The sequence below is a fragment of the Peptoniphilus sp. BV3AC2 genome (assembly GCF_000478945.1).
In the GTDB taxonomy this organism is placed as follows: domain Bacteria; phylum Bacillota; class Clostridia; order Tissierellales; family Peptoniphilaceae; genus Peptoniphilus_B; species Peptoniphilus_B duerdenii.
Map to the genome: position 1 here is coordinate 103,756 of NZ_AWXD01000031.1, position 25,733 is coordinate 129,488.

The 25,733-nt window shown below is 33.5% G+C and carries 31 protein-coding genes and 1 other annotated feature; of the genes, 3 read left to right on the top strand and 28 right to left on the bottom strand.

Annotated features, from left to right (window positions below; all coding sequences use genetic code 11):
- Positions 1-7: 7 nt before the first annotated feature.
- The 19 genes from HMPREF1252_RS08170 to HMPREF1252_RS08260 form a co-directional block, all read right to left on the bottom strand.
- Entirely contained in the window at positions 8-841 is an 834-nt protein-coding gene (locus HMPREF1252_RS08170) for a MetQ/NlpA family ABC transporter substrate-binding protein (protein ID WP_023060118.1), read from the bottom strand.
- Between the two features lie 9 nt (positions 842-850).
- Entirely contained in the window at positions 851-1,519 is a 669-nt protein-coding gene (locus tag HMPREF1252_RS08175) for a methionine ABC transporter permease (RefSeq protein WP_008901907.1), read from the bottom strand.
- Positions 1,512-2,555 (bottom strand): methionine ABC transporter ATP-binding protein, encoded by a 1,044-nt coding sequence (locus tag HMPREF1252_RS08180; RefSeq protein ID WP_023060115.1) that lies wholly within the window; start codon positions 2,553-2,555, stop codon positions 1,512-1,514. Before HMPREF1252_RS08180 ends, HMPREF1252_RS08175 begins: the two co-directional genes overlap by 8 nt.
- 46 nt (positions 2,556-2,601) lie before the next feature.
- Positions 2,602-2,836, bottom strand: a binding site (T-box leader).
- A gap of 100 nt (positions 2,837-2,936) precedes the next feature.
- Positions 2,937-4,454, bottom strand: coding sequence for a bifunctional phosphoribosylaminoimidazolecarboxamide formyltransferase/IMP cyclohydrolase (gene purH / locus HMPREF1252_RS08185; protein WP_023060098.1), 1,518 nt, complete (start codon positions 4,452-4,454; stop codon positions 2,937-2,939).
- The gene (purN, locus tag HMPREF1252_RS08190; protein ID WP_081695967.1) at positions 4,454-5,071 is read right to left on the bottom strand and encodes a phosphoribosylglycinamide formyltransferase; all 618 of its coding nucleotides are present in this window, start codon (positions 5,069-5,071) and stop codon (positions 4,454-4,456) included. The genes purH and purN overlap by 1 nt, the downstream gene beginning before the upstream one ends.
- The gene (gene purM / locus HMPREF1252_RS08195) at positions 5,049-6,074 is read right to left on the bottom strand and encodes a phosphoribosylformylglycinamidine cyclo-ligase (RefSeq protein WP_023060213.1); all 1,026 of its coding nucleotides are present in this window, start codon (positions 6,072-6,074) and stop codon (positions 5,049-5,051) included. The genes purN and purM overlap by 23 nt, the downstream gene beginning before the upstream one ends.
- On the bottom strand, positions 6,064-7,356 hold the full coding sequence (locus HMPREF1252_RS08200; RefSeq protein ID WP_008901902.1) for an amidophosphoribosyltransferase: 1,293 nt from the start codon (positions 7,354-7,356) through the stop codon (positions 6,064-6,066). Before HMPREF1252_RS08200 ends, purM begins: the two co-directional genes overlap by 11 nt.
- Before the next feature lie 3 nt (positions 7,357-7,359).
- Positions 7,360-7,836, bottom strand: coding sequence for a 5-(carboxyamino)imidazole ribonucleotide mutase (gene purE / locus HMPREF1252_RS08205; RefSeq protein ID WP_008901901.1), 477 nt, complete (start codon positions 7,834-7,836; stop codon positions 7,360-7,362).
- Positions 7,837-7,859: 23 nt separating this feature from the next.
- On the bottom strand, positions 7,860-8,543 hold the full coding sequence (locus HMPREF1252_RS08210) for a phosphoribosylaminoimidazolesuccinocarboxamide synthase (protein WP_023060224.1): 684 nt from the start codon (positions 8,541-8,543) through the stop codon (positions 7,860-7,862).
- 281 nt (positions 8,544-8,824) lie between these two features.
- On the bottom strand, positions 8,825-9,607 hold the full coding sequence (locus tag HMPREF1252_RS08215) for a nitroreductase family protein (RefSeq protein ID WP_023060192.1): 783 nt from the start codon (positions 9,605-9,607) through the stop codon (positions 8,825-8,827).
- 1 nt (position 9,608) lies between these two features.
- Positions 9,609-10,136 (bottom strand): phosphatase PAP2 family protein, encoded by a 528-nt coding sequence (locus tag HMPREF1252_RS08220; protein WP_023060214.1) that lies wholly within the window; start codon positions 10,134-10,136, stop codon positions 9,609-9,611.
- Between the two features lie 146 nt (positions 10,137-10,282).
- A complete protein-coding gene (gene gpmA / locus HMPREF1252_RS08225) occupies positions 10,283-10,966 on the bottom strand; it encodes a 2,3-diphosphoglycerate-dependent phosphoglycerate mutase (protein ID WP_008901897.1) in 684 nt (227 codons plus the stop codon).
- Between the two features lie 57 nt (positions 10,967-11,023).
- The gene (locus HMPREF1252_RS08230; RefSeq protein WP_023060212.1) at positions 11,024-11,593 is read right to left on the bottom strand and encodes a TetR/AcrR family transcriptional regulator; all 570 of its coding nucleotides are present in this window, start codon (positions 11,591-11,593) and stop codon (positions 11,024-11,026) included.
- Positions 11,594-11,669: 76 nt separating this feature from the next.
- Positions 11,670-12,728: a DNA/RNA nuclease SfsA gene (gene sfsA / locus HMPREF1252_RS09370; RefSeq protein WP_023060171.1), complete on the bottom strand. Its 1,059-nt coding sequence runs from the start codon at positions 12,726-12,728 to the stop codon at positions 11,670-11,672.
- Complete coding sequence (locus HMPREF1252_RS08240; protein ID WP_023060107.1) at positions 12,718-13,755, bottom strand: ribonuclease E/G; 1,038 nt, start codon at positions 13,753-13,755, stop codon at positions 12,718-12,720. The genes sfsA and HMPREF1252_RS08240 overlap by 11 nt, the downstream gene beginning before the upstream one ends.
- Positions 13,752-14,489: a DNA repair protein RadC gene (radC, locus tag HMPREF1252_RS08245; RefSeq protein WP_023060147.1), complete on the bottom strand. Its 738-nt coding sequence runs from the start codon at positions 14,487-14,489 to the stop codon at positions 13,752-13,754. The genes HMPREF1252_RS08240 and radC overlap by 4 nt, the downstream gene beginning before the upstream one ends.
- Positions 14,479-15,060: a nucleoside triphosphate pyrophosphatase gene (locus HMPREF1252_RS08250; protein WP_023060124.1), complete on the bottom strand. Its 582-nt coding sequence runs from the start codon at positions 15,058-15,060 to the stop codon at positions 14,479-14,481. The genes radC and HMPREF1252_RS08250 overlap by 11 nt, the downstream gene beginning before the upstream one ends.
- Positions 15,048-15,566, bottom strand: a complete 519-nt coding sequence (locus HMPREF1252_RS08255; protein ID WP_023060183.1) for a Gx transporter family protein — start codon at positions 15,564-15,566, stop codon at positions 15,048-15,050. The genes HMPREF1252_RS08250 and HMPREF1252_RS08255 overlap by 13 nt, the downstream gene beginning before the upstream one ends.
- A complete protein-coding gene (locus HMPREF1252_RS08260) occupies positions 15,563-15,964 on the bottom strand; it encodes a NusG domain II-containing protein (protein ID WP_008901890.1) in 402 nt (133 codons plus the stop codon). The genes HMPREF1252_RS08255 and HMPREF1252_RS08260 overlap by 4 nt, the downstream gene beginning before the upstream one ends.
- Before the next feature lie 102 nt (positions 15,965-16,066).
- Between HMPREF1252_RS08260 and HMPREF1252_RS08265 the strand changes: the two genes are divergently transcribed.
- Positions 16,067-17,122: an enoyl-CoA hydratase/isomerase family protein gene (locus HMPREF1252_RS08265; protein ID WP_023060145.1), complete on the top strand. Its 1,056-nt coding sequence runs from the start codon at positions 16,067-16,069 to the stop codon at positions 17,120-17,122.
- A 40-nt stretch (positions 17,123-17,162) separates the two neighbouring features.
- Here the strand turns inward: HMPREF1252_RS08265 and msrB are convergent, their stop codons facing one another.
- Positions 17,163-18,296, bottom strand: coding sequence for a peptide-methionine (R)-S-oxide reductase MsrB (gene msrB, locus HMPREF1252_RS08270; RefSeq protein ID WP_023060146.1), 1,134 nt, complete (start codon positions 18,294-18,296; stop codon positions 17,163-17,165).
- A gap of 176 nt (positions 18,297-18,472) precedes the next feature.
- Between msrB and HMPREF1252_RS08275 the strand changes: the two genes are divergently transcribed.
- Positions 18,473-19,327, top strand: a complete 855-nt coding sequence (locus tag HMPREF1252_RS08275) for a DUF4300 family protein (RefSeq protein ID WP_023060235.1) — start codon at positions 18,473-18,475, stop codon at positions 19,325-19,327.
- Between the two features lie 53 nt (positions 19,328-19,380).
- Here the strand turns inward: HMPREF1252_RS08275 and HMPREF1252_RS08280 are convergent, their stop codons facing one another.
- The 3 genes from HMPREF1252_RS08280 to HMPREF1252_RS08290 form a co-directional block, all read right to left on the bottom strand.
- Positions 19,381-19,611 carry a PF20097 family protein gene (locus tag HMPREF1252_RS08280; RefSeq protein WP_023060105.1) on the bottom strand — a complete coding sequence of 77 codons (231 nt, stop codon included), beginning with the start codon at positions 19,609-19,611 and terminating at the stop codon, positions 19,381-19,383.
- Between the two features lie 10 nt (positions 19,612-19,621).
- The gene (locus HMPREF1252_RS08285; protein ID WP_023060176.1) at positions 19,622-20,026 is read right to left on the bottom strand and encodes a GNAT family N-acetyltransferase; all 405 of its coding nucleotides are present in this window, start codon (positions 20,024-20,026) and stop codon (positions 19,622-19,624) included.
- 707 nt (positions 20,027-20,733) lie between these two features.
- The gene (locus tag HMPREF1252_RS08290) at positions 20,734-21,174 is read right to left on the bottom strand and encodes a hypothetical protein (protein ID WP_023060121.1); all 441 of its coding nucleotides are present in this window, start codon (positions 21,172-21,174) and stop codon (positions 20,734-20,736) included.
- Between the two features lie 66 nt (positions 21,175-21,240).
- On the opposite strand from HMPREF1252_RS08290, the gene yaaA reads away from it, so the two are divergent.
- Complete coding sequence (gene yaaA, locus HMPREF1252_RS08295) at positions 21,241-21,960, top strand: peroxide stress protein YaaA (protein WP_023060195.1); 720 nt, start codon at positions 21,241-21,243, stop codon at positions 21,958-21,960.
- A gap of 25 nt (positions 21,961-21,985) precedes the next feature.
- On the opposite strand, the gene HMPREF1252_RS08300 is transcribed toward yaaA, so the two are convergent.
- The 5 genes from HMPREF1252_RS08300 to HMPREF1252_RS08320 form a co-directional block, all read right to left on the bottom strand.
- Complete coding sequence (locus HMPREF1252_RS08300; RefSeq protein ID WP_023060211.1) at positions 21,986-22,576, bottom strand: response regulator transcription factor; 591 nt, start codon at positions 22,574-22,576, stop codon at positions 21,986-21,988.
- Positions 22,548-23,651 carry a hypothetical protein gene (locus HMPREF1252_RS08305; RefSeq protein ID WP_023060134.1) on the bottom strand — a complete coding sequence of 368 codons (1,104 nt, stop codon included), beginning with the start codon at positions 23,649-23,651 and terminating at the stop codon, positions 22,548-22,550. The genes HMPREF1252_RS08300 and HMPREF1252_RS08305 overlap by 29 nt, the downstream gene beginning before the upstream one ends.
- Positions 23,652-23,715: 64 nt before the next feature.
- On the bottom strand, positions 23,716-24,357 hold the full coding sequence (locus HMPREF1252_RS08310; RefSeq protein WP_023060155.1) for a hypothetical protein: 642 nt from the start codon (positions 24,355-24,357) through the stop codon (positions 23,716-23,718).
- Entirely contained in the window at positions 24,348-25,061 is a 714-nt protein-coding gene (locus HMPREF1252_RS08315) for a hypothetical protein (RefSeq protein WP_023060095.1), read from the bottom strand. Before HMPREF1252_RS08315 ends, HMPREF1252_RS08310 begins: the two co-directional genes overlap by 10 nt.
- The gene (locus HMPREF1252_RS08320) at positions 25,058-25,723 is read right to left on the bottom strand and encodes an ABC transporter ATP-binding protein (protein WP_023060131.1); all 666 of its coding nucleotides are present in this window, start codon (positions 25,721-25,723) and stop codon (positions 25,058-25,060) included. The genes HMPREF1252_RS08315 and HMPREF1252_RS08320 overlap by 4 nt, the downstream gene beginning before the upstream one ends.
- Positions 25,724-25,733: the final 10 nt, after the last annotated feature.

Consider the following 25,733-nt stretch of genomic DNA (forward strand, 5'->3'; position numbering starts at 1 on the left):
CAGTTTATTATTTCCAAGCTGCTATTGAAGATCCTTTACTTTCTTTTTTGATTACTTCTTCAGTGTCGTCAGATTGGTATGCTGCTACTATTTTCTTAAATATTTCGTTGTCCTTATCTTCTGGTCTTGCTGCTATGATATTTATAAATGGTTTTGAATTTTCATCTACAGGTTCTAATAGAACTGCATCTTCTGATGGTGAATATCCAGCATCTGTTGCAACACCGTTGTTAATACATGCTGCTGCTACGTCATCTAGTGCTCTTGCGGTTTGAGATGCATCCATTGGTATTATTTCTAGATTCTTTGAATTTTCTATAATATTTTTAGGTGTTACTGGATCTCCAGGTTTACCATCAACTTTTATAAGTCCTGCAGTTTGAAGTAAGAATATTGCTCTTGCTTGATTTGAAACGTCATCTGGAATTGCAATCTTGTCTCCTTCTTTTAGTTCGCTTACATCTTTTATTTTGTTTGAATAGATTCCAAGTGGTGCAAGCACTGTGTCTCCTATGGAAACTATGTTTGATTTCTTATCTTCGTTGAAGTGATCTAGGAAGTTTTGATGTTGGAATGAATTTAGGTCGATATCTCCTGCTAGAAGTGCTACGTTTGGTTGATTGTAGTCTGTGAATTCTACTAGTTCTACCTTTATTCCTTCTTTTTCAAGTTTTTTAATTACGAAATTCCAAGTGTCTGATTTAGTTCCTACTACACCTATTTTAACTGGACGATCTATTCCTACTTTTTCATCTACTTTCTTTGCTGTGTCCTTTGAACCACATGCTGTTAATACTACTGCTAATGCTGCTACTGCTAAAAATTTAATTGTTTTTCTCATTTTAATACCTCATCTTTCTAATTTTTTGATTGCTAAATTTGATATTCCTTGTACAAAATACACAAGTATTAGTATAAGAACCATCGATACTATTACTACGTCGTCTTGAAATCTATTGTAACCGGTTGCTATTGCAAGCTTACCTAAGTCTTGCGCTCCGATAGCTCCTGCCATCGCGCTAAGCCCGATTAATGAAATCATGGTAAGAGCAGAAACTCTTACTAAATTTTGAAGTCCTTCTCTTAAATAGACTCTGGTGATCACATTAAAAGGACTATCTCCCATTGAAACTGCCGCTTCTATAAGACCTTTGTCTATAGAAGATAGAGCTGATTCCACTTGTTTTGCATAGAATGGAAATGCTCCAAAGAAAAGTGGAACAATCGCTGCTGTCGCTCCGATCCTCGTGCCGACAATGGCACTTGTAAGTGGAGCAACCACTGCCAAAATAATTATAAATGGCACCGCACGAAGTAGGTTTATAAATTTATCTAGTATTGAATTTAAAACCTTGTTTTCAAGTATTCCGCCTTCCTTCGTAGTTACAAGCACTATTCCAAGTGCTAGTCCTACTATACCTGCAAATATCGAAGTAAAAAATACCATATAAATTGTTTCTAATGTTGCAGGTAAAAAATCACCTTTAATCGCTATCGCATTCTTAAAAAATTCACTCATTTTCTTCCTCCAGTTTAAGTTCAGTTACCCTAATATTTTTTTCCCTCATATATTCGAAGGATTTTAAAATATTTTTACAATCTCCCTTTAATATCACTATCAAAACTCCAAGTGGTGTATCCTGTATAAATTCTACATTTCCCCAAAGGATCGAAGTGACCACGTCAAACTTTTTGTAAAGCTCAAGTATTATAGGTTCCAATGTGGAATCTCCTGTATAATCTAGTCTTACTAGTTTTGAATTGTCCGTCACTACAACGTCCTTGTTGTTCTTTAGAGTTTCTAATACTTCTTCTGATTGGATGGTGCTTTCAATAAATTCTCTTGTAAGTCTGTGTTCTGGGTTTGAAAATATTTCTAACACGCTCTTGCTCTCTACAATATTTCCATCTTCCATCACTGCACACTTGGTACAAATAGATTTAACCACTTGCATTTCGTGGGTTATGATTACGATTGTCAGTCCAAGTTCTTCGTTAAGTCTCTTTAGAAGTTTTAAAATTTGAGAAGTGTTTTGTGGATCTAGCGCTGAAGTAGATTCATCACAAAGAAGTATGTCTGGATCATTTGCAAGGGCTCTTGCTATTGCCACCCTCTGTCTTTGACCACCTGAGAGTTTGCTAGGGTACTCATCCCTCTTTTCATAGATGTCAACTAATTTCAAAAGCGATTCTACTTTTTTAATTCTCTCACTCTCTTTTAATTTCGAATGTTTTAAAGGATAGTATACATTTTCAAATATTGTTCTTGTTGAGAACAGATTAAAATGTTGAAAAATCATTCCTATCTTCATTCTCTTTTTTCTAAGTTCTTTTTCTGATAATTTTGTTATATCCTCTCCCTTTATATATATTTCTCCAGAATCTGGTCTGGTAAGAAGATTTATACATCTTACCAAGGTTGATTTTCCAGCTCCAGAGTAACCAACAATTCCAAATATCTCTTTTTCTTTTATATCAAGAGATGCATTCCTAAGTGCGTGTACCACTTTGTTTTTATTTTCAAATGCTACACTTACATTTTTAATTTCTATCATTTTGCCTCCTGTAAAATAAAAAAACGCCCTTTCCATCCGTTAGGATAAAAAGGGCGAAATAATCCGCGTTACCACCTTAATTGCATTACAATAATAAATAATAATGCCACTTCATGTACCATCATACACTAACTCTGTAACGGGAGTTCCCGTGTGATTCTAAATATCGAACCACCCCATCAAGGATCATGTTCAAAAGATCTCATCTCGCCACTCTCACCAAAATGTAGCTTCTCTGTAAAGACTAAAATTCTTTTTACTCTTCCTGTCTTGTAGTTTTTAAGTTTGTTTTTTAAGTTCGTTTTTTGAACTTGTTTTTTATTGTACGGGCTATTTAAAATTTTGTCAACACTATTTTTAAAAATTTTTTTAAATTTATTTTTAGTGTCTAAAATGTCTGATATGAGTAAAGACTACTGACATATCATGAGCATCTGCAAATTCAATGACTTCAGGGTCTTTTACAGATCCACCTGGCTCAATTATAGCCTTGATACCATATTTATTTAAAAGTTCCATGGTATCTCTAAAGAAGAATCCATCAGATGCAAATACTGCTCCTTCAATCTTATCTCCTGCTCTTTCAAGAGCTTCTTCAACTGCCCAAGATCTCTTGGTTTGACCTTGACCAATTCCAAGTGTTCCACCATTTTTAGCTACAACAACAGAGTTTGATGCACTTGCTTTAACAGCAGTCCAAGCAAATCTAAGTTCCTTCATTTCTTCTTCTGTAGGTTTTCTCTTAGTCACTACTTCAAGTTTATCTTCATCTAAATCCACATTATCATACTCTTGAACGATAAGTCCATTTAAAACTTCTTTAACAGACATCTTTATTTCAAAATCGTTGATTCTTGGCATTTCTATAAGTCTGATATTTTTCTTCTTAGCTAAAAGTTCGTAGGCATCTTTTGCAAATGATGGTGCCACTACGATTTCTAGGAAGATTTTTGAAAGCATCTCTGCAGTTTCTAGATCTACTTCTCTATTTAGAGCGATGATTCCCCCGAATATACTTTCGTCGTCACAATCGTACGCTTTTCTAAATGCTTCTGCTAAAGTATCCCCAGTTCCCATTCCGCATGGGTTGGTGTGCTTAACTGCAATTGCAGTTGGAATATCTCCGAAGTTTTTAAGAGCTTTTATAGCTCCGTACATATCGTTTAGATTGTTGTAGGAAATTTGTTTTCCATGGAGAACTTTATATTCAACTTTGTCTATATTTTCTTCTTCATAGAAAGCTGCCTTTTGATGTGGGTTTTCTCCATATCTTAGGACTTCTTTCAAAACATACTTAGGTTCAAGTATCTTTTCAAACTCTTCTTTTTCGCCGAATGAATTGAAGTATCCAGCGATTAGACTGTCGTATCTTGCAGTTAGATTAAAAGCTTCCTTTGCAAGGGAGAATCTAAATTCTTCGTCGCAGTTATTTTCTTTTAATCTCTTAAGTACTTCGTCGTATTGATTTCTATTGGTTACGATTAGTACGTCTTTGTAATTTTTTGCAGCGGATCTAATCATAGATGGTCCACCGATATCTATATTTTCAATCATTTCATCGTGAGAAGCGCCTCTCTTTAGGCATTCTTCAAATGGATATAGTGAGTTTACAACTATATCTATGGATGTGATGTTATGTTCATTTACAGTCTTTACATGTTCTTCATTGTCTCTCTTATAGAGGATTGCTCCATGGATAAGAGGGTTTAAAGTCTTAACTCTTCCGTTTAAAATTTCTGGAAATTTTGTAACTTCATCAATTTCTATTACTTTTAAACCGCTATCTTTTAATTTTTTGTATGTTCCACCTGTACTTACTATTTCGTAGCCAAGTTTTTCAAGCTCGGTTGCAAATTCTACGATTCCTTCTTTGTCATATACTGAAATTAGTGCACGCATCAATTATTACTCCTTATTTTTACTCTATTTCCTACTACTTCTAGCTTTCCATGGGCGAATAATTTTATGGATTCTGGTAGAATTTTATGTTCTTCCTTTAATATTTCTTGTTGTAATCTATCCGCATCATAGGAAAAATCTACATCCACTACCTTTTGCAAGATAATTGGACCTGCATCCGCCATTTTATTTACAAAATGAGTGGTGCAACCACTTACCTTCACGCCTCTTTCGATGGCAGCTTCATGGACTTTTATTCCATAGTAGCCCATGCCACAAAAAGATGGTATTAGTGATGGATGTATATTTATAATTCTATTTGGAAATTCGTCTATTATGCTTTCTGGAATTATCTTTAAATATCCAGCCAAGACTACTAAATCTATTTCGTATTCTTTTAATTTTTTAAGTACTTCTTCATTGTCTTTAATGCAGAAGTGGTCTATGTTTTCTAACTCTGCCCGTTTTAGTCCATATGCCTTTTCTCTATTTGAGATTACAAGTACAACTTCAGCTCCAAAATCTCTATCGTTTTTTGAAGCATCTATTATTGCTTGAAGATTGGAGCCTGAACCAGAAACTAGGACAGCTACTTTAATATTTGAGTTCAATTTCATCGCCATCTACAACTTTTCCAATTTCGTAGATAGAGTCGTAATCTTTAAAATGGTCAAGCACCTTTTCTCTATCAGATTCTTTAACTACAAATACCATTCCAAGACCCATATTAAATGTGCTATACATTTCTCTTAGTTCAAGATTTCCCCATTTCTTTAAAAGTTCAAAGATATATGGAATCTTTACTTCTCTTACATCTATCATTGCTGTAAGACCTTTTGGCATCATTCTAGGTATGTTTTCATAGTATCCACCACCAGTTATATGGCAAGCGCCTTTGACATCAACTTTTGCCATTAGGTCTAACATTTCTCTTACATAGATTCTAGTAGGTGTTAGAAGTGTCTCCCCAAGAGATTTTTCTAAACCTTCTACCTTATCTGTTAATTCATGTCCTGATCTTTCAGAAACTATCTTTCTAACTAATGAATATCCATTTGAATGTATTCCAGAAGATGAAAGGCCAAATATTATATCTCCCTTTTCGATTGTAGAACCATCGATGATTTTATCTTTATCTACGATTCCAACAGCAAATCCAGCTAAATCATAGTCCTCTCCATGATAAACTCCTGGCATCTCTGCAGTTTCTCCACCGATTAGTGCCATATTTGAAATCTTACAGCCTTCTGTCACACCTTTTACAATTTCTGCCATTCTATGAGGTTCAAGCTTTGCAGTTCCAATATAATCCAAGAAAAATAATGGTTTTGCACCTTGGCAAAGTATATCATTCACACACATAGCAACACAGTCTATCCCAACTGTGTCATTAATATCCATGCTTTGAGCAATGATAACCTTGGTACCTACCCCATCTGTTCCAGAAACTAGTACCGGATTTTTATAGTCCATACTTTCTAGACTGAATAGTCCAGAAAATCCACCTATTGATGATAGAACTTCCTTACCATGGGTTGCTTCTACCATACCTTTTATAAGTTTTACTTCCTTTGCTCCAGCTTCAACATCTACGCCAGAATCTTTGTAATTAATTGACATCTTCATCTCCTTCTTCAAATGGATCATATCCACCAAAACATCTTTCATAGAACTTACCATTGCCACAGGCTTTGTTGAGTCCGTCTAGACTTAAGTAAGCAAGGGAATCTGCTCCTATATATTCGCGTATATCTTCTACAGTTTTTCCATTTGCTATCAATTTTTCTGGGCTTGGTACATCGAATGTAAGAGATTCTGATCTAATAACTGGTGGACTTGCGATCCTAACATGAATTTCTTTTGCTCCAGAATCTTTTAATATTTCGATGACATGTTTTATAGTGTTACCCCTTACTATTGAGTCATCAACAAGGACAACTCTCTTACCATCAATAAGTGATCTAATAGGCGATAATTTCATCTTCACGCCTTTTTTTCTCATTTCATCTGATGGAAGTATAAATGTCCTTCCAATATATCTATTTCTAACTATTGCCTTTTCGTAACTTATTCCTGAAGCTCTCGCAAATCCAAGTGCTGAAATCATACCAGAGTCTGGTGATCCCACTACAATATCAGCTTCTACTGGAGCTTCTTCGAAGAGTTCCATGCCCATTTTTATTCTTGATCTATATACACTCGTTCCATTTATAAATGAATCTGGTCTTGCTGTGTACACGAAGTCAAAAACGCATGGAGTCGCTGTGAAGTTTCCCGCTCTTAGTGATTTCACTTCGTCCTTTGTAACTACTACTATTTCTCCAGGTTGAAGATCTCTTACTACTTCTGCATCTGAACCTGTGATTCCGCAAGTTTCTGTTGAGAATATTATTTCTGAATCAACCTTACCCATTGAAAGTGGTTTTATTCCATGGGGATCTCTTATAGCAATCATCATGTCTTTTTTTGCAAAGATAATTGAATATGCTCCCTTTAGGTTTAGAATATATTCTGGAATTTTTTCGATTGGTCCGTTTAAAACTCCAGCTATCTCTTCCACATCTCTATCGTCTAAGAATTTACCATCTACTGCGATTATTACTTGGTCCTTGCCATCTGGATAGTATTGCCAAGGCATAGGTAGGGTAGTTATATCATCGTCAGAGTATTCGTATTTAACGTGACCGATTCCTGCGTATCCTCCGATACTATTCTTGTTGTCATGTTTAATATTGTCGGATACTAATCCTCTTCCCTTAATCTCAGATATCTTTTCATTTTCGATTAGACAGATGCCCATAGCCTCTTGCCCTCTGTGTTGAAGGGCATAGAGACCGGCATAAATTCTTAAAAATACATTTTTATTTTTTCTTTGAGAAAAAACTCCAAATATTGCGCTCAAATTTTAATCCTCGTAAACATATTCAGTTTCTTTAATCTTTTTTTCCATATCTAGTTTCATTTGTTTAAGTTTGTTTCTTAAATTTTCATCTGAAACTGCTAGGATTTCTGCAGCTAGTATAGCAGCATTTTCTCCGCCATTTATAGCAACTGTTGCTACTGGTACTCCACTTGGCATTTCTACTGTGGATAGTAGTGCTTCAAGTCCACCTAAAGTAGAGCTTTTAACTGGGATTCCAATTACAGGTCTTGTGGTCATGGCAGCAATAACTCCGCTTAGATGAGCAGCTTTTCCTGCGATTCCTATAAATACCTTTGATTCTTCTTCTGCAGATTTTACATATTCTTCAAGAAGTTTGGTAGCTCTGTGGGCAGAGATTACTTTAACTTCTGTTTCTATATCAAATGATTTTAATTTCTTAACTACTTTGTCAGCTATTTCTTTGTCAGAAATAGAACCCATAATAACTGAAACTCTCATTCTTTCTCCGTTCTTTTAATAAATTAAATACCTAGATATTTAGAAAGTTCAAGTGGTTCGATGTACTTGCCATCTTTGTATGCTCTCATGTTTCCACCACTTACTTCGTCAATTAAAATTATTTCTCCGTTTTCTTTTCTTCTTCCGTATTCAAGTTTGATGTCATAAAGTTTAAGTCCTTTTTCTTCAAGAATGTCTCTTATGATCTTCGCATTTTCTAGATTTTGTCTTACGATTTCGTCATATTCTTCTGCTGTTAAGATGTTTAGATCTACAAGTCCTTCTTTTGTGATTAGTGGGTCATTTCTATCATCATCTTTTAATGTTATTTCTGTGTATCCTGGAAGTGATGCTCCTTCTTCGATGTAGCTTCCGTATCTTCTTATAAATGATCCTACTGCTACAAATCTAGTGATAACTTCAAGTCCTTTTCCAAAGATAGTTATAGGTTCAACTTCCATTAAGTTGTTTTCTAAATCTGAGTCAACATAGTGGCTTTTTACATTTTTTTCACGAAGTTTTTCAAAGAAGAATTTGGAAACTTTTAGGCATTCGCTGCCTGCTCCTTCGATAGATCCGGCTACTTCATTTCCGCCTGTATCAAATACACCATCTGTGCCAGTCATGGTATCTTTGAATTTTAAAAATATCTTTCCATCTTCTGATTCTAGAACGTTTTTTGTCTTACCTTCGTAAATTGTTTTCATAATACACTCCTTAAAATTTTTCATTAAAAGAGCCCAGAAAGATAGGTCAGCGAAACCTATCCTCCTGGGCTTTTGTCCCTTCGGTGTAGTGCATAGCACTGTGCCGCTTGGTCCTTTACATAGTACGGATCCCTAGGCACTCTTTCGCTCAAATTTCTTGAGCACTTTCTAATGCAATAATACCAATAAGAAATTACCATGTCAATAGAATTTTTCACCAGATGTAAAAAATAATTTCTTAAAATTTTTATTACAAAAAAAGAGACATAAAGTCTCTTTAATTACATAGTAAATGTAGCTATTTTAAGCATACCTTCAGCTTCTTCTAATTTTATATTCCAAGTAGATTTTCTTCCCATAGCTTTCATAAGCTCTTCGAAGTAATACATTATTACACCACAGTCAACTAGTGTCTTAGTTTTGTCGTATTTTTCTTCCATGAAAAGTTCCATCGCAGATTCTTTTATTAAAAATCTCCATGGTTGTAAATTCATGTAGTTAGGCGCATACCTAATTGTAGACATAATATTTAAAATTCCGTATTGTTCCAAATCTTCTGCTGTTGCAGGATGGTTGAAATCTTCTACGAAAACTATTTCTGATACAGGTTTTCTTTCGCTTTGAGTCTTAGGATCGAAAAGTTTTCTAGCTTTTGGATATCCAAATGCGATTAGGTAAGAGATGTGAGCTCCTTCTTCTCCAAAAACAGATTTTGAAGTTGCATCATCTACATTATCTACTGTGATCCAGCATGTTGATAGACCTAGTCTTATAAGTTCTGTATTTATCTTTTCAAGATAGTATCCAGTCTTTAGTCTATCTTCATCAGTACTTCCTTTTACAGAAAGACCGATATAGTGTGGAGCAACGATCATTGTGTTATTGTATCCAGCCTTGCCTTCTAATCCCTTAGCGATGATCTTTCCATTTTCAAAAAGAATGTAATTTTCTTCTTCTGAATTTTTGATTATTGATTTTACTTTGTCTAAAGTTGCGCTGTCAGCTGATTTGTCTGTGAAGTTTCTAACTGATTTTCTCTTTTCTAAAAAGTTTGTAAGTAACATATTAACCTCCGATAAAGATTCTGATTTTCTCATATAGAATTAAGTATAGTATCCAAGCTACGAATGCTCCTGCCACCGTGTCCGTTGGATAGTGAACTCCGAGATACACCCTTGAAATCGCCATAAGGACTGCAAAGATTAGAAATATATATAGATACTGTGGAAATATGCTTTTAAGTACAAAAAATATTGTAAAAGCTGCGTTGGTATGGCCAGATGGAAATGAATAGTCATTTAGATCTATTCCCAAAGTATTTATAAATTCATCTACCCAGTAGGGTCTCGGTCTCTTCCTTATGATCTTTATTATATGGACCACGATTCCGTTTATAATGAGCATTGACCCAAGCTGAAGTCCCATATTTCTCGTAGTAGAAATAAGTATTAGTAGAGCCGTCATTATCGTTAGAAATACTGGACCACATATGTTTGTAAAATTTTTAAAGAAAATGTCCAAGAAGGAACATTTAATCTTCTTGTTAAGCATCTCTATAATAAGAGAATCGAACTTTTTTATAAATTTACCCATTACTTTTATTATAATACAGAAAAGAAATGATTTAAAGGAATTTTACGATACTTTAGTTATTATATTAAATTTATGCTTTTCTAAAAATTCATGTCTTCTAAAATAAAAAAACCAAAGATAAATTTACCTTTGGTTTATATTTTATATTATAGAATTTCTTTTTTAATTATTTTTAAATTTTCATCTAGTGTATATACGATTGGCTCTCCTGTCGCGATTTCAACAGAAGTTATCTCTTCGTCGGAGATATTTTCAATGTATTTTGTGATGGATCTTAAACTATTGCCGTGGGCTGCCACTAGCACATTTTTGCCAGCGATTAAGCTTGGTCCAATCTCATCCATAAAAAATGGCAATGTTCTCTCCAAAGTTAGCTTTAGACTTTCTCCATCTGGGATTACATCTTGTGGAAAATCTCTGTATTTTTTATCCCTGTGAGCTGAATTTTCATCGTCTTTGTCCATAAGTGGCGGTGCTATATCAAAAGACCTTCTCCAGATATGCACTTGTTCGTCTCCGTATTTTTCTGCAGTTTCTTTTTTATTTAATCCTTGTAGTGCACCGTAATGTCTTTCGTTTAATCTCCAGGTTTTAACAGTTTCTATATAGAGACTATCCATCTCTTCAAGAGCGATATTTAATGTCTTTATGGCTCTCTTTAAGTATGAAGTGTAGGCGATGTCGAATTCGATGCCAGCTTCTTTTAATTTTCTTCCAGCAGATTTTGCTTCTTCTACTCCTTTTTCAGAAAGATCTACATCCTTCCATCCAGTGAATAGATTTAGTTTGTTCCACTCGCTTTGTCCATGTCTTAATAATACTAACTTCATTTTGACCTCCAAAATATTCTAGTTTCATTTTGACATATTAAAATAGCCTTGTCAAAGTTAGTCTGTTAAAATCTTTTCCCAATTATAAAATTTATTTAGATTTTCTACATAGGTTCTGTATTCGTCTTTGTTTTGTGCGTGTACTACCGCTTCAAATATAGCTTGTAAGTAGCTAGACATAAAGATATGTAGTTCTTCTTCTGATATTTCATGTGCTTCTTCCATTGAAGATAGGTATTTATAAGCAACATCTGACATAGATTTAGCTACATTATGGAAAAATTCCGCGTACTTTGTGCCTTCTGCAGCATTTAATAAAAGAATAATATTATCTCTGTGTTCAAAAAAGTTAAGAAGTGTGTCCTCGTCTTGTTTTCCTTTCAAAACTTTTCTTATAAAGGTTGGCACATCATCGTTTGGAGATGAAACCAAATTCTTAACTGAGAGTACTGACGGAGATACGATAGTTTCGAAGAGATCGGTCTTTGATTTAAATCTTCTATAAAATGCTCCAGTAGTTATATTTGATTTTTTACAAATTTCTTGTAAAGATGCTTTTTCAAATCCATTTTCAAGAAATTCATTCTTTCCACATTCTATTATAGATTCAGTTATTTCGTCTTTCATACCATTCTCCTCTCAACATATTCTTCTATTTAATATAGTATCATATTGAGAATTAAAGTCAATAGGAAACGATAATCTATTTATCGACAAATTTTTTAAATATTTTCCTGCTGTTATTATCTTTTAAATTTAATTCTTCATATCCGATTTTTATAAGTATTTCTTCTAAAAATTTATCTCTATTATTTTCTTTTGTTTCAATCTTTAAAATATCGAGTTTCTTATCTGAAGTTAACTGTTCTACAAATGAAATCATAAGTTCCACTGATTTTACAGATTTATCTAATATTTCTACTTCTGAGAGTAGTAGATAATCTTCAGCTTCATTTCTTGTAAAATTATTTTCTAAAGCCTCTTTTACTTTTGTAAGTTTAAACCTTCCTAGGACATCTTCATCTTTTTTAAATAGAAATTTATTTTTTGCATCGCCTTTTTCTATTGAATATCCTAGATCTACTTTCACTTCTTCTTTTATCTCTATCGAATCTTCTTTTACTTTAGAGTTGTAGGCATATATTTCTACACCTTCACCGATTGAATTTAAGAGCTCCTTTGACCATTCCGGATCCGTTGCAATATTTGCGGTGAAGTAGTCCATGTCTTCAAAAAGTACCACTATGACAAGGACAGCAATCTTTCCTTCTCTTTTCGCATGAGAGAGCTCTTTTAGATGTTTTCTTCCCCTTTGTGTCGGTGAGCCCGGAAACATAGCAATATTATTTCTCTTTAAATTTACAGATTTTACTTCTATAAATCCTTCTTTTCCATCTTCTGTCGTAAATCCCATGTCAAATCTAGAATGAGAAAATTTAACTTCCTTCTTCAAATCTTTTATCTTTAAATTGCTTAGGATTTCTCCATTTACTATGGAGTTATAGACCAAATCATTGGCAACTGTGGAGACAATATTTAAAATCTCTCCATTTTTAACAATGGATGTAATTGTGTAGGGAGTTTTTCTATTTTTATTTGTAGCTTCCTCCAAGTAGCAGGTCGCTCCTGGAATCAAAAGTTCTCTAAGTCTTGCAGTGGTCGGAAGATGGGCAAGCTTAATCTCTCCATCTACTTCCACTTCCGCCGCAAAACGATTTAGTTTTCTTATAAATTTAGCCTTTACAATACTTTTATACTTCATTAAACTTTCTTCTTTCTCCCATGTTCTGTCTAGAAATTTCGAGTAAGCCTAGTTTCGTAAATCCGTGGATACTAAGTTTTAGATTCATGGTGCTATTTAATTTTTTTGCAAAGTTTAGAATCTTTTCCCTATCTTTTTGGTCCTTCATATTTATAAAATCAACAATGATTATTCCGGAGATATTTCTAAGTTTTAATTGCCACATAATTTCTTCTATGGCTTCTCTATTGGTTGATAAGGCTAAATTTTTCATGCTAGTATCCCAGTTTTTATCAGAATTTACATCTATGACTGTTAAGGCTGTGGTGTCTTCTATTATGATATTTCCGCCAGATTTCAGTTCAACTTTTTCTTCAAATAATTTTAAATAGTCGAGATAAATCTTCGAATACTTGATTTCAAAATTCTTGTCGTATTCGATTTTGTAATTATTTTTATATTTTTTGTAGATTTCTCTGTCGTTGGTTATGATGTCTTCGTCGTTGCGACCTACCACTTCCTCCACCACATCTCTTCTGTACAAAAGTCTAGGTGCAGGTTCAAAATCTTTTTCATAACCTACCATATTGTAGATGGAGTTTAATTTTTCATATTCATTTAAAAGTTCTTCTTCTGTGGCAGATTTAGCTTCCGTTCTAAAGAGCACTCCTTCAAAACTATATTTCTTTAAATCTTCTACTTCTTCTTTGGATAATTTCTTAGAAAATTTATTTTCTCCTCCTATTTTAACCATGTACCTTCCCGGAATAGTGAAGTCCACCACCGCCTTTGGAAATTTATCCTCTGTCATTTTACTTATCTGTAGGAGAGTCTTATCACCTATATTTAAAGGACCAGAGTCACTCTTCTTGAGATAGACCTTGGTCCTTCCAATATCCACGAAGTAGGCTTCTAGGGACGAATTGTATTCCACTACCCTTCCCAAATAAATATTATCTAGGATATTTTTCTCTCCAAATTCAAATATTTCTTCGAGCCTATCTCTATATATAAAAATTTGTTCAGATTTTGAGTCAATATAAATCAAAATAAAATCCCCTCTTCTCTAAAACTGAAGTACTTTCCTCTTCCGATTACAATATGATCCACAAGTTCTATATTTAAAATATCTCCAGCTTTTAAAAGTATGTTTGTGATATCTCTATCCTTTTGGGAAGGAACAGGATCTCCCGACGGATGATTGTGGCTTATGATTATTGAATGGGCATTTACTTCGATAGCTTCTCTAAATACTTCTCTTGGATGGACCACGGTCGCATCCAATGTTCCTTTAGAAATTTCGCTAGATTTTATGAGGCATTTCTTCGTATCAAGTGAAAGCACGCGGAATGATTCGTATGGAAGATGGCTCATCTGTGGGCTTAGAAATTCATATATTGCCATTGGATTATTTAGAAGGAGTTTTTCAAATTTAGAAACTGTAGATATTCGTCTTGCTAGTTCAAGAGCTGCAGATACCATGGCAGCTTTACTCGGTCCAAACCCCTTAATCTTCATGATATCCGATGGACGAAGTTTTGTAAGCTCACCGATTCCACCGTAGGCATTTAAAAGTTTTTGACAAAGTTCAACAGCAGTTTCTTCTTTCGTGCCCGTCCTAATTATAAGGGCGATTAACTCTGCATTTGAAAGAGATGATTCTCCTTCCGCAAATAGTTTTTCCTGTGGACGATCTTCTATTGGAAGATCCTTGATGGTTTTCTTAGCCACATCAATCTTTTCAATTTTTTCTAAATTTTTTAAACTCTCATTAAATTCCATTTAATCTTCCCTCATCTATCTTTTTGATTACAGATTTAACTTCTTCTAGTGGTAGCCCAACTATATTTAGAAAACTTCCTTCGTAGTGAGAAACTAAGACTTTGCCTATTCCTTGAATGCCATAGGAGCCTGCCTTGTCCACGTATTCACCGGTATTTAAATATTCATCGATATCAGAGTCACTTAAATCTTTAAAAGTAACAGAACTTGAAACGTAGTCAGTATACTTTATTTTTCTATCCAAATTTATAATTGCAAATGCAGTTATGACTCTATGTTCCCTGCCAGAAAGAGACTTCAAAGTTTTAAAAGCATCTTCCCTATCCTTTGGCTTACCGAGAACTTTGTCATCTAGTACCACTATTGTATCTGCGGACAAAATAGTTTCATTTTTATAATCCTCTGCAACTGACGCAGCTTTTTCAAAGGCAAGAGAAATACAATTGGAAATTGGATCTTCTACAAATCCAATCTTCTCTTCAATCTGTGGTTTCACAGTTTCGATTTCAAACTCATTTTTTAAAATTTCTATTCTTCTTGGCGAAGTGGAGGCCAGTATTAATTTCTCCATTTTATCTCCTTATGTTTTGAAACATTTTTTGAAATATAGTAACTTGCAAGACCTACAAAATAACCAGTAAATATCCCCATCAAAAGTAAGTATGGAAGATATGAAATAAGTGTCTTGCTCTTTAAAATAAATATCGCCGCTACAATCTGACCGAAATTGTGAAATGCAGATCCGATTTCAGAAACTCCGATTGGACTTAGGTACTTTCTAAGATATTTGTGGGAGAGAATCATTGCTATGGATGAAAACAGTGCCCCATTTGCAGAAAATATAAATGCACTTACTGCACCAGTTACAAGCATGAGCACGATGGATTTGAAAATCATAATTAAAAATCCTTCTCTGTAACCTAGCGTATATATAGCTACCAAAACCACCATGTTTGATAGTCCAAGTTTCGCCCCTGGTACCGGAATAGGAAGTGGAATTTGTGATTCAAATGTTCCGAGCACTATTCCTAGCGCCACTAAAAGTGATATGAATAATAATCTTTTTGTCTCTTTCAATGTAATAACACATCCAATCCGTCTTCTCCAGGCTCAATCTCAATCACCAATCTATTTGGAAGACATACTATTGACTCTCCCTTAGAAGTGATCTCGCCCATCTTCATACATAGTTTGTCCTTGCAATCTGATTCAACCATCTTAACTCCATGCTTTGTAAACATAATTTCATTGTCCCCAAACTCAGTGTGAATATGCTCAACCTTGCCTTCCATATTGCCATCCACCTTGATGGTTTTTACAACCTTTCCATTTACCTTTATGTTTATTGTAGAACCTTCAACGAAAGCTCCCTTTCTAGTTGAAAATAATATTACAAAAGCGATTAAAACGATGGATATGATTACGATTAAATCTCCAATTTTAAAAACTTTTTCTTTAAATAATGATTCTTTCATAAGTACATTTTAACATAGATTTATTTTAAGTAGCAAAATTATAAAAACAAATATCAAATTGGGTATAATAACAAAGAATAAACAGGATTTAGGAGGAATTGGATGATAAAATATTATATAAAAGATCACATAGCAGTGGTGACTCTATCTAGAGAAGGAGGTCTAAACGCCCTTTCATCACAGATGCTCGAAGATCTTTTGAAAATTTATAGAGATTTAGAAAATAATGACGATGTAAAGATTGTCGTTTTAAATTCAGATAGAAGAGATTTCTGCGCAGGAGGAGATTTAAAGGAAGTATATGAATCTTTTTCAAAGTGCAAGGACAGAAAATGTCTTATGAGTTATTTTACAAAGGAGTACGACCTAGATCTATTTCTAGCAACTACCAAGAAACCAACCATCACATTTTGGACTGGAGTTTCCATGGGTGGCGGTGTAGGACTTTCAATGCATTCAGAAATAATAATTGCAGATGAAACAGTGAGATTTGCTATGCCAGAGACAAAACTTGGAATCGTCCCAGATGTAGGAGTCGGAACTGTTCTTTCTAAGATTGATAGACCGACTGCAAACTATATAACCCTAAACTCAAAGATTATTTCTGCCTCTGACATAAAACATCTTGGAATAGTCGACTACCTTGTAGAAAAAAATAATAAAGATGAACTATTGGAGGAACTTTTCAAATTAGGAAGGGAGAATAAATCCACAGAAAATATAATAACAGCTTTTAAAGATGTGCTAAAAGATTACGACCTTCCAACTAAAAAGACAGATCTCTCCTTCAACGAAGAAAATATAAAGAAGTACTACGACAAGGATACGGTCTTTGAAATAGTAAGTGCACTTAAAGAAAATAAAGATGATGAGTTTGCTAATGCATGTCTAGAAGAACTTGAGATGGTGTGTCCATATAGCATGGTGCTACAATTTGAAAAGCTAAAGGCTGGAGAAAATTGGGACAGAGTCGAAACTCTTAAGAGAGATTGGATGTATATCTTGGACTCTAGTTTGAGGGGCGACTTTGAAGAAGGCATCCGCTCAGTCTTAATTGACAAGGACAATAATCCAAATTGGAAGCATAAAACTTTGGAAGATGTGGATATGAATGAAATTCACCACGTACTTCACGAAAGAGAAACTAAGTATAATTAAAATAATCCCCTTAAATTAAGGGGATTTTATTTGCAAATTTTTATTTAACTAGATGTTTTAAATATCCATAGCCTTCTTTGTCCATTTCTTCCAATGGAACAAATCTTAATGCTGCACTGTTTATGCAAAATCTTAAACCACCAGATTCTTTAGGTCCGTCTTCGAATACATGTCCCAAATGTGAATCTCCGGAACGACTTTTCACTTCTACCCTATCCATATTGTGACTGCTGTCGCTACTATACTTTAAAACATCCTTAGAAATCGGCTTTGAAAATGAAGGCCAACCACAACCTGATTCAAATTTATCCGTTGAAACAAATAGTGGTTCTCCCGTAACTATATCTACATAGATACCTTTCTTTTCATTGTCCCAATATTCATTAGAAAAAGGTTGTTCAGTGTCGCTATTTTGAGTCACATTATATTGAAGCTGCGTTAGTCTTTTTTTTAAAATTTCATCGGTTGGCTTTTTATATTTATCCTTGTCGATTATAATTTCATTTGCCTTTCTTAAATCAACATGGCAGTATCCGTAAGGATTTTTGTCTAAATAATCTTGGTGATATTCCTCTGCCTTGTAAAAATTTTCCAATTTCTTAACTTCAACGACGATTTTATCCTTGTACTTTTCTTGTTCATCTTCTAGCTTTTTCTCAATTATTTCCCTATCTTTTTCGTCTGTAAAATATACTCCGGTTCTATATTGAGTTCCCTCGTCATTTCCCTGTTTATTTAAACTCGTAGGATCAATTACCTTTAAATAATAATTAAGAAGTTCATCGAGACTTAATCTACTAGGATCATATTTAACTTCCAAGGTTTCAGCATGACCAGTATTTTTATGAGAAACATCTTCATAAGTTGGGTTCTCCGTCTTGCCATTTGCATAACCACTTACAACATCAGCTACTCCATAGATCCTTTCCATGTACGCCTCTAAGCCCCAAAAACAACCTCCCGCCAAGTAGATTGTCTTTAAATCAGAATCTTTATAATCCACTCCATCGTTTGGATTAGTGCCTATATTTTTCTCTTCTTCATTTTCTATTATCTCATTTATCTTTTTAATTATATCTTTGCCATTCGTTCTTTCTTTGTTTTCACCTAAACTGGTGCATCCAGTCATGAATAAAACCAAAGCAAAAATAATTAATATGATGGACTTTCGCATCTATTTCTCCTTCTACAAATATTTATTTTATTGTTAATGAAAATTAATGTTTTAAAATATTTACCCGAAATAAACTAAAAAATCGAATAGTTAATTAAACAATTCGTGAACAATTTATAAAATTTTCTACCATGAGAATTTAACTTTGATAAAATATAATAAATGTAGGAGGAAATATGAAAAAAATACTTATATTATTTACATGTTTATTCTTTCTAATATCATGTGAAAATAAAACTGATGTCGGAGCGAAAAATAACACTAATCCAAAGGAACCTACCATGTCCAACATGAGTTCCAAAGAAAGTTTAGAAGAAATTACAGAAACTCTTAAAAAATATTTAAAAGAAGAAGATGTAGATCAGTTTGCTTCTCTTGTAGAAGATTATAATCAAACAATCGAAAATACATCCCTACATGGAGAATTTAAGCCAGAAATAAATCCAGAATATGATTTTGAAAAGATAGATAAGCTTTGGACTTCTAAAAAGGGTGAGTTTATCGGGACAAATTGTAGAATAAATACATTTGTACTTTTAAAGAACAGTATTGGTTCTAAAAATATCCCATACGACAACGAAGATCTAGCCTTCGACATGAGTGCTCTTGATAATAGCAAAATCTTAAATGATTCTGAAAAAGAAAATTTCTATAGTATATTTTCCAAGATAAAGACAGAAAAGACCAAGGATTATAAAGTTCATGGAAAGAAAATGGAAGAGCATCTATCCAATTTCAATTTAAATTTTAGCGATAATATTTCCATGGTTTCTGTGGTAATTCACGATGATTTGGATTATGATTCACTATTTATTGGTCACGTTGGAGTGCTCGCTAAAGAAAATGATCACTACCTTTGGATTGAAAAAATAAGTTTCCAAGAGCCTTATCAAGCTATCAAGTTTGCTACAAAAGAAGATTGTTTTAAATATCTTTACGATAAGTACAAGGACTACAAATCTGAAACCACTTCCCATCCATTTATAATGGAAAATGACAAATTAATTGAGCTTGATGAATATAAAAATTAAATTTTAAATCAAAAAATACCATCACTTAATCAATGATGGTATTTTTGTATTATTTATTCATCTGTGTCCATCCACATCAAGACCTTTTTACATTTTTGACAGTACCAAGCGTCCTGCTCCTTGATGGTGGTTGAGATTGAAACGGTCTCTCTCGTAAAGAAGCCAACTATTCCAGTTTTTTTCTTCTCCTCATCTGCGGTAAACTCGTAGAAAGATCCAGCGCCTTGACCTACTCCTTCTACAGTTCCCTTTATCATATCATTATTACAATTTAAACATTTCATTTTGCTTTTCCTATTTTGTAAATGCTGTGCACTCTAAATCTCTCACATCTGTGAGACCATTCTTTGTATAATATCCAATAGTTTTTTCGCTGTCTTCAGTGAGAAGCACCACCTGTCTAATATCCTTGTATTCTTCTAGAATAAGCTTAATAAGTTTGCTGCCTATTCCATTTCCTTGATATTTATTTAAAATTAAAATATCTTGAATGTAGATGATGGTGTATCCATCTCCAACCACACGGGCAAGACCAATGAGAGTATCTCCGTCCCAAACAGTCCAAACTTTTAAAGAATGATTAATTCCATTCAAAAGTTCTTCTGGATTGTCGGTGTATGCAGTCCAACCAACATCATTATATAGTTTTAAAATAGCATCCATTTCAGGAATGCAGTCTTCTTTAAATATTATATTCATAAAAACTCCTTATATTAAATATTGTTATGTCCCACTAGTAGCGGAAATCCAGGTTCCATAGCCAAGAGGCGTGAAGTCTTTAAACTAGAATAATGATTAACACCTATCGAGCGAAAACTTACCTAATTAGTCATCCTGAGCGAACGTAGTGAGTCGAAGGATCTCTGCACAGATTAACCTCCCAACTGCAGTCACCCTGAGCGAAAGAGCCGTAGGCTCTGAAGTCGAACGGGTATAACCTATATTTAACCTAGTCCATGCAACTGCACCGTAGCGGAAGCTATCAGCTTCCATTAACCTAAATACTAAATTCTTCTCCCTCAACCGTTAGGCGTGCAAAAATATAAATTCTAATTCATCTCATAGAATCCTTAATCAATACCTTATACATATTTAAGACCATACCGCCACATGTGATTTTTGCTTTCGGCGTTAAGAAATTTTCCACTGTTTGAGCGAAGCGAGTTTGGAAAATTTTAGCCGAATAAGAAAATCACTACCAAAACCTCCCCAATGCGAGGTGGGTAGAGGGAGCTCGAGGGAGAAGGGAGGAAACTGCGAGTCTCGAAGAGAAAACCGAAGGTTTTTTCGAGAGACGTTAATTGCCTCCCTCTCCCTCGTAAAAGAAAATTGGAAGGAGAAAGAATAGGTTTTTGTTAGGTATATGATATTTATTATCACGCTATCCGGATAGCATCTAAATTATTTTACCCTCTCACATTATAAATAATATCACCATTATAGAAAATTTCAATATTCGCCTCTAATTCTTCGCTTCCTCTCTTCAAAAAACCACTTAACATATATGTCATGTAAGAATCATATTCACTCATCACATCGAAACTTCCAAATTTAGAATAAAATGCGTCGACAAAATTACTAAGGTACATCTTCTCTCCGACGAAACTGCCCACATTTCCTGTTAGAACATTTTTATATTCCATGATGTATACATAGGAATCATCCCAGGACACACCTTCCAAAATGATCTCCCCGTCCACCATTTCATTTCTTTCTATATCGATAAAACCGCTTTGGGTCTTAAAAATCAATCTATTTTCGCCATAATCATAATCAATATCTATAATCTTCGCATCATGAAGACTAAATTTAAAATTCGAAGGCTTTTCTCTTAAATATTTTGCCATTTTCCACCTCGAAATAATATTAATAAATAAATTATATCATTTGCTATAATATTATTGGAGGTACCTATGAAAATAATATTCTCACCGAGCAAAGAAATGAGCTTTCAAAGTCCTTATAAAGAAGCTACAACCTACTCGGACAAAACAAAAACAATAATATCAGAACTTAAAAATTTAAATAAAGATGAAATAAAAAACATCTACAAAATTTCTGACAAAGTTGCAGATGAAGTTTTAAATTATATAGATAATTTCTACATCGAAGAAAGTTACAGAACCATAGAAATGTATACAGGACTCGCCTTTAGGAAGTTCGACATGGATTCTTTAAATCCCGATGAAAAATCTTACCTAGACGAACATCTCGTCATCCTTTCAGCATTTTATGGACCGATCAATCCAGAGAAACTCGTCCGTCCCTATCGTCTCGACATGAACGTAGGGATTAAAATCGATGGACTAAGTCTTAAAAATTTTTGGAAAGATGAATTTAATAGCGCATTTGAAGATGGAGAAATTATCTTAAATCTAGCTTCTGATGAATTTTCAAGTTTAATAGATAGAAAAAAATTTAAAATCTACGACTTCGACTTCTTCGAAAAAAAGGACGGCAAACTAAAATCCCACTCCACCATTTCTAAAAAATCTAGAGGTCTCATGCTAAATTACATCTGCAAGAATAAAATCGAAAACCTAGAAGATCTAAAAAACTTCAACCTAGAAGGATTCGAATTTGCAGAAGAACTCTCAACAGAATCAAAATTTACATTTTTAAAGACAATATAAAAGAGCTATTCTCGTAGCTCTTTTTTTACATTACTGGATCTATATATCCCAGTTCCATGGCTCTATTGTATGCTTCGACAATATTTTTCGCACCGAGTTTTTCGTATATATTTGAGATATGATTGTAGAGAGTTCTCTCACTTATATATAATTTCTTGGCGATGTCCTTTTTATTTTCGCCCTTTATCATTTCTCTAAGTACTTCTACTTCTCTTTCCGTTAGTGTTTCTAGAATTTGCGGAGAATTTTTAATTTTTCCTCCACCATTTACAGACCTAAGTCTATTCACTAGTTCACTCGCTTCTACAGATTTATTTATAAAATCTTTTACTCCAAGATCAAAGGCAACCTTTCTATAATTTACCAAATCATATGATGTTAATATAACTATCTTTTGTTTAGGATATCTCTTCAAGATTTCTTCTACTAGATCAAGCCCAGTCTTTTCCGCCTTTAAATTTATATCCAAAAGCAAAATATCATAGCTATTTTCTAGCGCTTCCATTAAATTTTCCGAAGATGAAATATAATCACAGGTTACATCGCTTTCTTCTTCCAAGAGCATCTTTATGGATTGTCCTAGGATTTTATGATCGTCTAGCAATAGAATTTTCATCTTCCACCTCCAGCTCAACCGTCGTTGATAGCAAATCTTTTTCCAAATTATAAAGAATCTTTCCAGAGTTCGACTCCACCAAAAGTTTTAGAACCATCACTCCTCTAGTTGATTTCTCAATATTTAAAATATCTTTTGAATCTGCGCCGTTACTTTCTAAATTTATACAAATATCCTTTCCATTTTTAAATATTTTATAATTTAGATAAGAGCCATTAGAATGTTTGTACACATTATTTACAAGCTCCCTTGTGATTATAAGAATTAGCCTCTTTATATTTTCGTTCTTTAGATTTTTGATTTCATCAGATATTTCAACATTCACTTCAAGATTTTTATCTCTATATAGACTTTTTATATTTTCTACCACTTCTTCTAAAGAAATATCAATGCTTCCGCCTTCAAAAATATTCGATTGATAGAATTTCATAAGCTTTCTCGATTTAATCTCAAGGTCTGTGAGTACCTCCTTCGTCAAAGGAATATTTGGCTCTTTTAGCGAAAGATAATTCTTCGAAGCATATATGTCCTGGATGATTTCATCGTGAATAACTCTTGCAAACACGTCCCTTTCCTTGGAAATGTAGTCTGAGAGATAGTACATCTTGTATATTTTTTCGTAGTTATTTTCTCTTTCTCTAATGGAAAATATAAGTAGCATCTCAAATACTATTATCAAAATATTGTAAATAATTCCGACGGATAATCTGTCGATGTCAAATAAGTATGCAAGAGTTCCAATTAAAATTCCCATTACTACCGCAAATATGGAGACTGAGTTATTAGAAATTGGAATGATATTTATGCCCTTTATATTTTTATAGATAAAATATTTTTTAATATAGATCCCAGTTGAAATTAAACTTATAGCGATTAGAATTATTTTGCACTCTATCCATTTAATTGGAATAGCAGCAATCGCCCCAAGAGAAATAATATTTAATAAAATGGCAACAGAAGTTTTATCTTTGTTTGAGATTTCTGTGTAGAAAATCACAAGCATCGTAACCATGAGCATGTAAAACGCAAGCTCCACAATCTTCAAATTTTCTGCAAGTTTTCCAAAGTCGAACAAAACTCCCCAAAATATAATTATTAAAATGTGAAAAGTTAAAATTCTAATTAATCTTTTATACATGTCAATAGTAGCTAACTACAATCCTTTCTCCACTCGTTTTAAATGATAAATATCCGATGCATATCATGAGAATACATATCTTAACTGCTAAATATAATTCTACCATATTCGTAAGCATATACACTTCTATGGCGATTAAATTAATGATAATAGAAAAAATAATCATGGCAATTTGCAGACCATTTACCCGATTCATATTTCTTGTGAAGAGAATTAAATAGACTATTAAAATCGTGAACAGAATACTACTAAAAACCAAGTTTAAAATTAAAATAAATTCGATTCTAAAATTTATAAAAGTAATTATGATTGTTGGTATAAGTACAATAAATGTTGCAAAGTAGAGACTTAGAATATATTTTGCGATGATTAAACCAGCTTTTACTCCATTTGCAAGTAGAAACTCAATCTTCTTTGTAATTTTATCCATAGTCAAAGTTACCTTTGCAAATTCTAGTGCGTATATTAAAAATATTATAACAATTCCCTCTACTCTAAAGATAGAACCAAATCCATTATTAGTTTCGCTTCCTGCGCCGAAAAATATAGCTGTATAATTAAATATTACAGCCAAAATGCTCATGAAGATTGCATTCTTATCCAAAATTCTCTTTAAATCTTCTTTAGTTAAATCTATGACCATGTTCCCTCCCTTGTGATGACTGATTCATTGCTCATTCTTCTAAGACTAATAATAGAGAATCCTGCAAATCCAAAGAGTAATACAAAATTAACAGAAATTATTAAACATACAACATCTATTCCAAATCTATTTAGAAAATTTAAAATTTCATCAGAAAAATTTCCAACCATGTAGATCATAAAGGTCGTAAAGAAGAATAACAAATTTTTAAAAAATTTAAAATTCTTTCTATATAGACTGAATATATTTAAGGAGAGAACCACGAAGTAGAGCATAAGTATCATAGTCACAAATATTGCCCCGATATATTTAAAATCAACTTTAAAATCATAGAGCACGTAGGTTGAATAGAATAATAAAAAAGGTGCTATGGACGATATTCGCCACATTTCTATTGCGTATGCTTTTACCAAATCCTTTATGCTAACTCCCGATGCAAGGACAAATTCTATCCTCTTATTAAGTTTATCCTTAACAGTTAGGTTCACCACCATCGAATTGGATAGTATCATATAAAATCCAATCATCATGGTGTATGTAACCAAAATTATAAATCCATCTCCCCTAGAATTAAACACACCTCTGTAGAGCAAGTAATTAAATCCAATAATAAATAGTACAAATCCGATGATACTTAATACTACGTCCATGTCCCTTAGCAAGTAGTACCTGCAAGCTCTGTTTAAATTCATTTTATTTTTCATTTTGCACCTTCTTCTAAAAATATATCTTCTAGGCTCTCTCCATTTATATCAGAAATATTTTTTGTAAATAGAAGCTTGCCACCCTTAATCATGGAGACTCTGTCCGCCACTTTTTCAATTTCTGAAAGGTCGTGACTTGTGATTATGATCGTCTTACCTTCGTCTTTTAGAAGTTTAATAAGCTTTCTGATTTCCACTCGAGAAATAGGATCCACACCGCTTGTAACCTCGTCTAGGAATATAATTTCTCTATTCATCATAGTTATTATAATTAGAGATAGTTTACGCTTCATACCCTTCGAATAAGTTGACACCTTTCTATCTAAATCTCCAGTAATTTCAAGTAGGTCCGAATATTTTTCAAAGCCCTTGGCTTCAAATCCGAAATAAAGTCCGTACAACTTTATATTTTCAAAACCAGTTTTATCTTCATAAAGATAGTCATTTTCTAGGAGCATTCCATAGCTTCCACCCACCACCACTTCTCCAGAATTTTTCTTATAAAGACCTGTCATTATCCTAAGTAGCGAAGTCTTACCAGATCCGTTTGGACCTACCAATGCATGGACAGAGTTTTCTTCAATCTCCAATGAAAAATCATTGAACAAACTCTTTTCTTTAAAATTCTTGGTTAAATTTTTTATCTTTATAATATTTTTCATAATAACTCCT

Excerpts from the sequence above, each read along its gene's own strand:
- HMPREF1252_RS08170 (WP_023060118.1), bottom strand. The coding sequence starts at position 841 with ATGAGAAAAACAATTAAATTTTTAGCAGTAGCAGCATTAGCAGTAGTA.
- HMPREF1252_RS08175 (WP_008901907.1), bottom strand. The coding sequence starts at position 1,519 with ATGAGTGAATTTTTTAAGAATGCGATAGCGATTAAAGGTGATTTTTTA.
- HMPREF1252_RS08180 (WP_023060115.1), bottom strand. The coding sequence starts at position 2,555 with ATGATAGAAATTAAAAATGTAAGTGTAGCATTTGAAAATAAAAACAAA.
- purH (WP_023060098.1), bottom strand. The coding sequence starts at position 4,454 with ATGCGTGCACTAATTTCAGTATATGACAAAGAAGGAATCGTAGAATTT.
- purN (WP_081695967.1), bottom strand. The coding sequence starts at position 5,071 with ATGAAATTGAACTCAAATATTAAAGTAGCTGTCCTAGTTTCTGGTTCA.
- purM (WP_023060213.1), bottom strand. The coding sequence starts at position 6,074 with ATGTCAATTAATTACAAAGATTCTGGCGTAGATGTTGAAGCTGGAGCA.
- purE (WP_008901901.1), bottom strand. The coding sequence starts at position 7,836 with ATGAGAGTTTCAGTTATTATGGGTTCTATTTCTGACAAAGAAATAGCT.
- HMPREF1252_RS08210 (WP_023060224.1), bottom strand. The coding sequence starts at position 8,543 with ATGAAAACAATTTACGAAGGTAAGACAAAAAACGTTCTAGAATCAGAA.
- HMPREF1252_RS08215 (WP_023060192.1), bottom strand. The coding sequence starts at position 9,607 with ATGTTACTTACAAACTTTTTAGAAAAGAGAAAATCAGTTAGAAACTTC.
- HMPREF1252_RS08220 (WP_023060214.1), bottom strand. The coding sequence starts at position 10,136 with ATGGGTAAATTTATAAAAAAGTTCGATTCTCTTATTATAGAGATGCTT.
- gpmA (WP_008901897.1), bottom strand. The coding sequence starts at position 10,966 with ATGAAGTTAGTATTATTAAGACATGGACAAAGCGAGTGGAACAAACTA.
- HMPREF1252_RS08230 (WP_023060212.1), bottom strand. The coding sequence starts at position 11,593 with ATGAAAGACGAAATAACTGAATCTATAATAGAATGTGGAAAGAATGAA.
- sfsA (WP_023060171.1), bottom strand. The coding sequence starts at position 12,728 with ATGAAGTATAAAAGTATTGTAAAGGCTAAATTTATAAGAAAACTAAAT.
- radC (WP_023060147.1), bottom strand. The coding sequence starts at position 14,489 with ATGGAATTTAATGAGAGTTTAAAAAATTTAGAAAAAATTGAAAAGATT.
- HMPREF1252_RS08250 (WP_023060124.1), bottom strand. The coding sequence starts at position 15,060 with ATGGAGAAATTAATACTGGCCTCCACTTCGCCAAGAAGAATAGAAATT.
- HMPREF1252_RS08260 (WP_008901890.1), bottom strand. The coding sequence starts at position 15,964 with ATGAAAGAATCATTATTTAAAGAAAAAGTTTTTAAAATTGGAGATTTA.
- HMPREF1252_RS08265 (WP_023060145.1), top strand. The coding sequence starts at position 16,067 with ATGATAAAATATTATATAAAAGATCACATAGCAGTGGTGACTCTATCT.
- msrB (WP_023060146.1), bottom strand. The coding sequence starts at position 18,296 with ATGCGAAAGTCCATCATATTAATTATTTTTGCTTTGGTTTTATTCATG.
- HMPREF1252_RS08275 (WP_023060235.1), top strand. The coding sequence starts at position 18,473 with ATGAAAAAAATACTTATATTATTTACATGTTTATTCTTTCTAATATCA.
- HMPREF1252_RS08280 (WP_023060105.1), bottom strand. The coding sequence starts at position 19,611 with ATGAAATGTTTAAATTGTAATAATGATATGATAAAGGGAACTGTAGAA.
- HMPREF1252_RS08285 (WP_023060176.1), bottom strand. The coding sequence starts at position 20,026 with ATGAATATAATATTTAAAGAAGACTGCATTCCTGAAATGGATGCTATT.
- HMPREF1252_RS08290 (WP_023060121.1), bottom strand. The coding sequence starts at position 21,174 with ATGGCAAAATATTTAAGAGAAAAGCCTTCGAATTTTAAATTTAGTCTT.
- yaaA (WP_023060195.1), top strand. The coding sequence starts at position 21,241 with ATGAAAATAATATTCTCACCGAGCAAAGAAATGAGCTTTCAAAGTCCT.
- HMPREF1252_RS08300 (WP_023060211.1), bottom strand. The coding sequence starts at position 22,576 with ATGAAAATTCTATTGCTAGACGATCATAAAATCCTAGGACAATCCATA.
- HMPREF1252_RS08310 (WP_023060155.1), bottom strand. The coding sequence starts at position 24,357 with ATGGTCATAGATTTAACTAAAGAAGATTTAAAGAGAATTTTGGATAAG.
- HMPREF1252_RS08315 (WP_023060095.1), bottom strand. The coding sequence starts at position 25,061 with ATGAAAAATAAAATGAATTTAAACAGAGCTTGCAGGTACTACTTGCTA.
- HMPREF1252_RS08320 (WP_023060131.1), bottom strand. The coding sequence starts at position 25,723 with ATGAAAAATATTATAAAGATAAAAAATTTAACCAAGAATTTTAAAGAA.